Genomic DNA, 4,871 nt, shown 5'->3' on the forward strand with positions numbered 1-4,871 from the left:
CATCCAGATTCGTCAAAATTATCAGATGTCGGCAAATCTAATTCCAGTTTATTAAATTTGCTAGAGTCAAAGTCGGGAAATTATCAGGTAGAAAGCCAAATTAATCCTCCAGTAGAAACAACTTTTAAACAAGCAATAATTCTAGGTAATAAAGAGACTGAAAAATTTCATCCAGACTCGAAAAAAATAGCAGACCTCGACAAATCTAATTCCAGTTTATTAAATTTGCTAGAGTCAAAATCAAAAACAGAAACTTCTCAAATTGAAACAGCAAAAATCCAGACAAACTTAAAGCCATCAACACCAGAAAATCAGAATCAACAAAACCAAATAAATCCAATCCTAGGAAATTCTTACCAAGTGATGACCAGTATAAATCGCGCTCCTGTAATGGCAACAATAAATGATTTATCCCAAATTGAAACCCAGGCATCCGCACTAAATAATCCTCAAAAACGTAACAATTATCCAATTAAATTACCAGGGATAACCAATCAAAGTCTAGTATCAACCATTCAACGACCACCTACTTTTGGCAATACTTCAAAACAGCAAAATTCTGTTCAGATAATGACAGGTTTAAATCCCACTTCAACTATGAATACTGTTCCTAATTTAGCCAGGGTTGAGAATCAAAAACATTCATCAAATAATAGTAGTTTAATTATTGCTCAACAAAATAGTGAAAGTTTTCCTCCACCAGTCCCAAACGGAACCTTACAAACAAATCCTCCTCCTCAAATTGAACCAAATTCTAACCCACTAAACTATCCCATTTCTCCTGATGAGGTACAGATAAAAGAAACAATACCAATTACTTTAGAGCAAGCTATTGATTTAGCCAGACGCAATAACCCAGAAATCCAAGTTTCTCAACTAGAAGTTGAGAGGACTAAAGCTTCTCTGCGACAGGCTCAAGCTGCTTTGTGGCCTAGTCTTACTTTTGACTCAACTATAGAACGTATTGAAAGTGCTATTGGTGATTTGCAGGCACAAGCTCAACAACGGGTAGCTGAAGTAACAGGAGCAGACCAGTTCATAGACACTGATATTCAAAATTTCCCTGTCACAACTTTTACCAATACATTTCAATTTGATTATGACCTTGGTCTTGGTAAAGCTCGTTCTTCCAGGATTGGAGTTGCTAGGGAACAAATGCGTCTACGGGAGTTAGAACTAGAGAGGGTTTCAGAACAATTGCGCTTGGATGTATCTAATGATTACTATAATTTACAACAATCAGATGGGCGGGTCAGAATTGGAGAAGCTGCTGTTAAAAATGCTCGTAAAAGTTTGGAAGATGCGGAAGCTTTAGAAAGAGCAGGAGTAGGAACCAGATTTGATGTATTGCAAGCTCAGGTAACATTGTCAAATGAACAACAAAACCTGACAAATGCACTTAGAGATCAACGTACTTCCCAACGTCGTTTAGCAGAAAGATTAAGTGCCAATGAATTGATTAATTTGACGGCTGCCGATCCAATTGAGCCAGCAGGGTCTTGGCTTTTGTCTTTGGATGAAACCATTGTGGCAGCTTTTCAGAACCGAGCCGAGTTAGAACAGCAGTTGGTGCAAAGAGACTTAAGTGATGAGCAGCGCAAACTAGCTCTTTCATCAGTCAGACCAAACTTAAATTTCTTNGGTCTTGGCTTTTGTCTTTGGATGAAACCATTGTGGCAGCTTTTCAGAACCGAGCCGAGTTAGAACAGCAGTTGGTGCAAAGAGACTTAAGTGATGAGCAGCGCAAACTAGCTCTTTCATCAGTCAGACCAAACTTAAATTTCTTTGCTACCTACAATGTTTTGGCATTAACCACTGAGAACCAAAGTTGGCGAGCAGCTAGGGGTTGGGCTGATGGCAGTACAATAGGATTAAGGTTCAGATGGAATTTCTTTGATGGTGGTGCAGCAAGGGCATCTGCTAGACAAAGTATAATAGATGGGCAGATTGCCGAAACTAGGTTTGAGCAAGTTAGAAATCAGATTCGTCGGGAAGTTGAGGAAGCTTTCTTTGGTTTGGAAGCTAGCTTTGAAAATATTTCTACTGCTGAGTTGGGTGTGGAACAGGCAAAGGAAGCTTTACGTTTGGCAAGATTACGATTTCAAGCTGGTGTGGGAACTCAGTTAGAAGTTATTCAACAGGAAACAGATTTAACTAGGGCTGAGGATAATTTGTTAACTGCGATTATTGACTATAATCGGTCTTTGTCGGAACTACAACGATCTGTAAGTAATCTTCCTGGTGGGAATTTGTCAGATACTCCCTGAACTGGGAGTGTGGGGACTGTGCAGACTTTGGGGAGATGGGGAGAGCAAAATTACGGAAAAGCCTCTAATTAGGGTTTGCGCTCAAAAGTCTTTTTTAAGGAGTCGGGGAGTAGAGGAGTTNGGTGTGGGAACTCAGTTAGAAGTTATTCAACAGGAAACAGATTTAACTAGGGCTGAGGATAATTTGTTAACTGCGATTATTGACTATAATCGGTCTTTGTCGGAACTACAACGATCTGTAAGTAATCTTCCTGGTGGGAATTTGTCAGATACTCCCTGAACTGGGAGTGTGGGGACTGTGCAGACTTTGGGGAGATGGGGAGAGCAAAATTACGGAAAAGCCTCTAATTAGGGTTTGCGCTCAAAAGTCTTTTTTAAGGAGTAGGGGAGTAGAGGAGTTTAGGAGAGTAATTTTTTAGCTCAACTATGCGCCCAAAATCCTAACTTTTTGATTTTTCGGGAACCGTGCATAAAGCAGCTCAAAACTAGGAACTTTTTCCAGACCTAACAATGCTAAAACCTTTATCTGTCAATACTTTGATCCCACCTTCCGCACGTCAAGTTGTAGCACTAGAGTATTATAATAATCTGGTAGCTTAGTAGGTATTTATACTGTACGAATTATCTTTATTTAACTTTCTCCTGAGTCAAATTCTCAGGAAAATATTAAGCATAAATACTTAATTAATTGTTTGCTGTTATTGACTATTATGATTTTTTTTTGACTCCTGACTCCTGTACGGGCGTTAACGATAGTTATGCGAAGCTAAGGGCCGTTTCGCGGAGCGACATGTTTGCGGAGCATTCCGTCAGGAAAACGCCCCTACGACTCCTGAGGACTGATTTCATACTACATTTTGACGTGCGGAATGTAGGTTTGATATTTATTCAGCCAACCCTAATTAAATCAGGACTGACACAAAGGTACTATATCTAGAGTTCAAAAACTATAACGTTATAGTTTTTAACGCTATATACAGCGCTTCCCGTTGCCCGTGAGGTACAAAATTTTAGGTTTGAGGGAACACTTAACTGGTATGGAGGGAACAGGTATGGAGGGAATAGGGAATAGAAAAGAATAAAAACAACTGTACCTCATAGCTTCGGAAACTGCTGTATGTTGTCTCTGCGTAAGTTTTATAAATATGCTTACTCTCGGAAAATATCAATTTAATGACAAATACATAATTTATGTCTTTTGTCAATTTTTATTAGCTAGCCCTAATTAGGCTTTGCTGAAAAAGTCTTATGGGTAAGGGTAGGAGTCAATCCACCCCTAACCCCTCCGGTGGAGGGGAAGTCAGGAGAAGTGGGAATTATAGAGGAGACAGGAGAAAGAATAGTAAGAGTGATTTTTCTGCCATAATCTACGCAAAATGCTAACTTTTTCCGCTTTATCAAGCAAAAAGCTGGTACTTTTTCCATAACGAAAATTGCTCAAACCAATATCTGTCAATGCTTTGATATTTAATCAGCAAGCCCTATATAGTTTCATGCAACAAAGCCTTTCTCCAGTCAAAAATAAAAAAATANAACCAATATCTGTCAATGCTTTGATATTTAATCAGCAGAGCAATAATTATTTTTGATTATCATCTCCCCGACTCCCCGACTCCCCGACTCCCTCACTCCCCGACTCCCCGACTCCCCGACTATTTTCCCTACAGCAAGGTTGTGTAAACCAGGGCAGTAAGTTAAAGTCCTTAATATTAGTTAACTTTTTATTACGATAAATTAATAATTCATCATGGCCAATATTAAGTTTGAAAACGAAAATCAAGAAGTAATTGCTGCGGATGGAGCCAACTTAAGGCTCAAAGCTCTAGAAAATCGCATTGACATTTATACCTTTACAGCCAAAATGATGAATTGTGGAGGTTATGGACAATGCGGTACTTGCGTAGTAGAAATTGTTGAAGGTATAGAAAATCTTTCACCTCGTACTCCCGTGGAAGAAAAAAAGTTGAAAAAGAGGCCCCCCAATTGTAGATTAGCTTGTCAGACCCTAGTTAATGGTCCTGTGGTTGTCAAAACAAAACCAAAACGCAAATAATGATATTCTTATTTTGTTCTGTTTAACTAGCTATCAGCTATTAGCTATCAGCTTTTAGAGCTAGGGGTTAAAATCCCTAGAACTCCAAGGGCCAGATGCTTGAGTCGGAGTTCAAATCTCCTTTCCTAATGGAATACTCCGCAAACAAGGGCATCTCAAAAAAATCTGCTGATTGCTGAGTGCTTTTTTTAAATTAAAGGTGGGTAATCATGGAAGTTAATAATTTAGGGTTTGTAGCAACCATTTTGTTCATATTTGTGCCAGCAGTTTTCTTAATCATTTTGTATATTCAAACTGGCAACAACGAAAGCTAAAAATTTAGCAGTTTACAAAAAAAGTAGGAGCGGAATTTTTATGTTACGCTCCTACTTTATTAATTATTGCTTTGCTGATTAAATCTCAAAGCATTGATAGATAAAGGTAAGTGCCTTTTTTTTAGGTCTGGAAAAAGTACCTAGTTTTCAGCTCTTTATGCACGGTTCCCGAAAAATCAAAAAGTTAGAATTTTGGGAGGATAGTTGAGCAAAAAAAATTACTCCCCTACACTCCCC

Annotated in this window: 4 protein-coding genes; all 4 read left to right on the plus strand. The window is 38.6% G+C overall.

Annotated features, from left to right (window positions below; genetic code table 11):
* Positions 1-597 precede the first annotated feature (597 nt).
* On the plus strand, positions 598-1,640 hold a 1,043-nt coding region (locus AFK68_RS44765; RefSeq protein WP_371357315.1), incomplete at its 3' end, for a TolC family protein.
* Between the two features lie 75 nt (positions 1,641-1,715).
* Positions 1,716-2,267, plus strand: coding sequence for a TolC family protein (locus tag AFK68_RS10380; protein ID WP_371357316.1), 552 nt, complete (start codon positions 1,716-1,718; stop codon positions 2,265-2,267).
* Positions 2,268-4,014: 1,747 nt separating this feature from the next.
* Positions 4,015-4,320 carry a 2Fe-2S iron-sulfur cluster-binding protein gene (locus tag AFK68_RS10390; protein ID WP_094672640.1) on the plus strand — a complete coding sequence of 102 codons (306 nt, stop codon included), beginning with the start codon at positions 4,015-4,017 and terminating at the stop codon, positions 4,318-4,320.
* Between the two features lie 209 nt (positions 4,321-4,529).
* On the plus strand, positions 4,530-4,634 hold the full coding sequence (psbM, locus tag AFK68_RS10395; protein ID WP_094672641.1) for a photosystem II reaction center protein PsbM: 105 nt from the start codon (positions 4,530-4,532) through the stop codon (positions 4,632-4,634).
* The last annotated feature ends 237 nt before the right edge of the window (positions 4,635-4,871 follow it).

Origin of the sequence: Hydrocoleum sp. CS-953, assembly GCF_002260545.1 — a bacterium.
Lineage (GTDB): Bacteria > Cyanobacteriota > Cyanobacteriia > Cyanobacteriales > Microcoleaceae > Trichodesmium.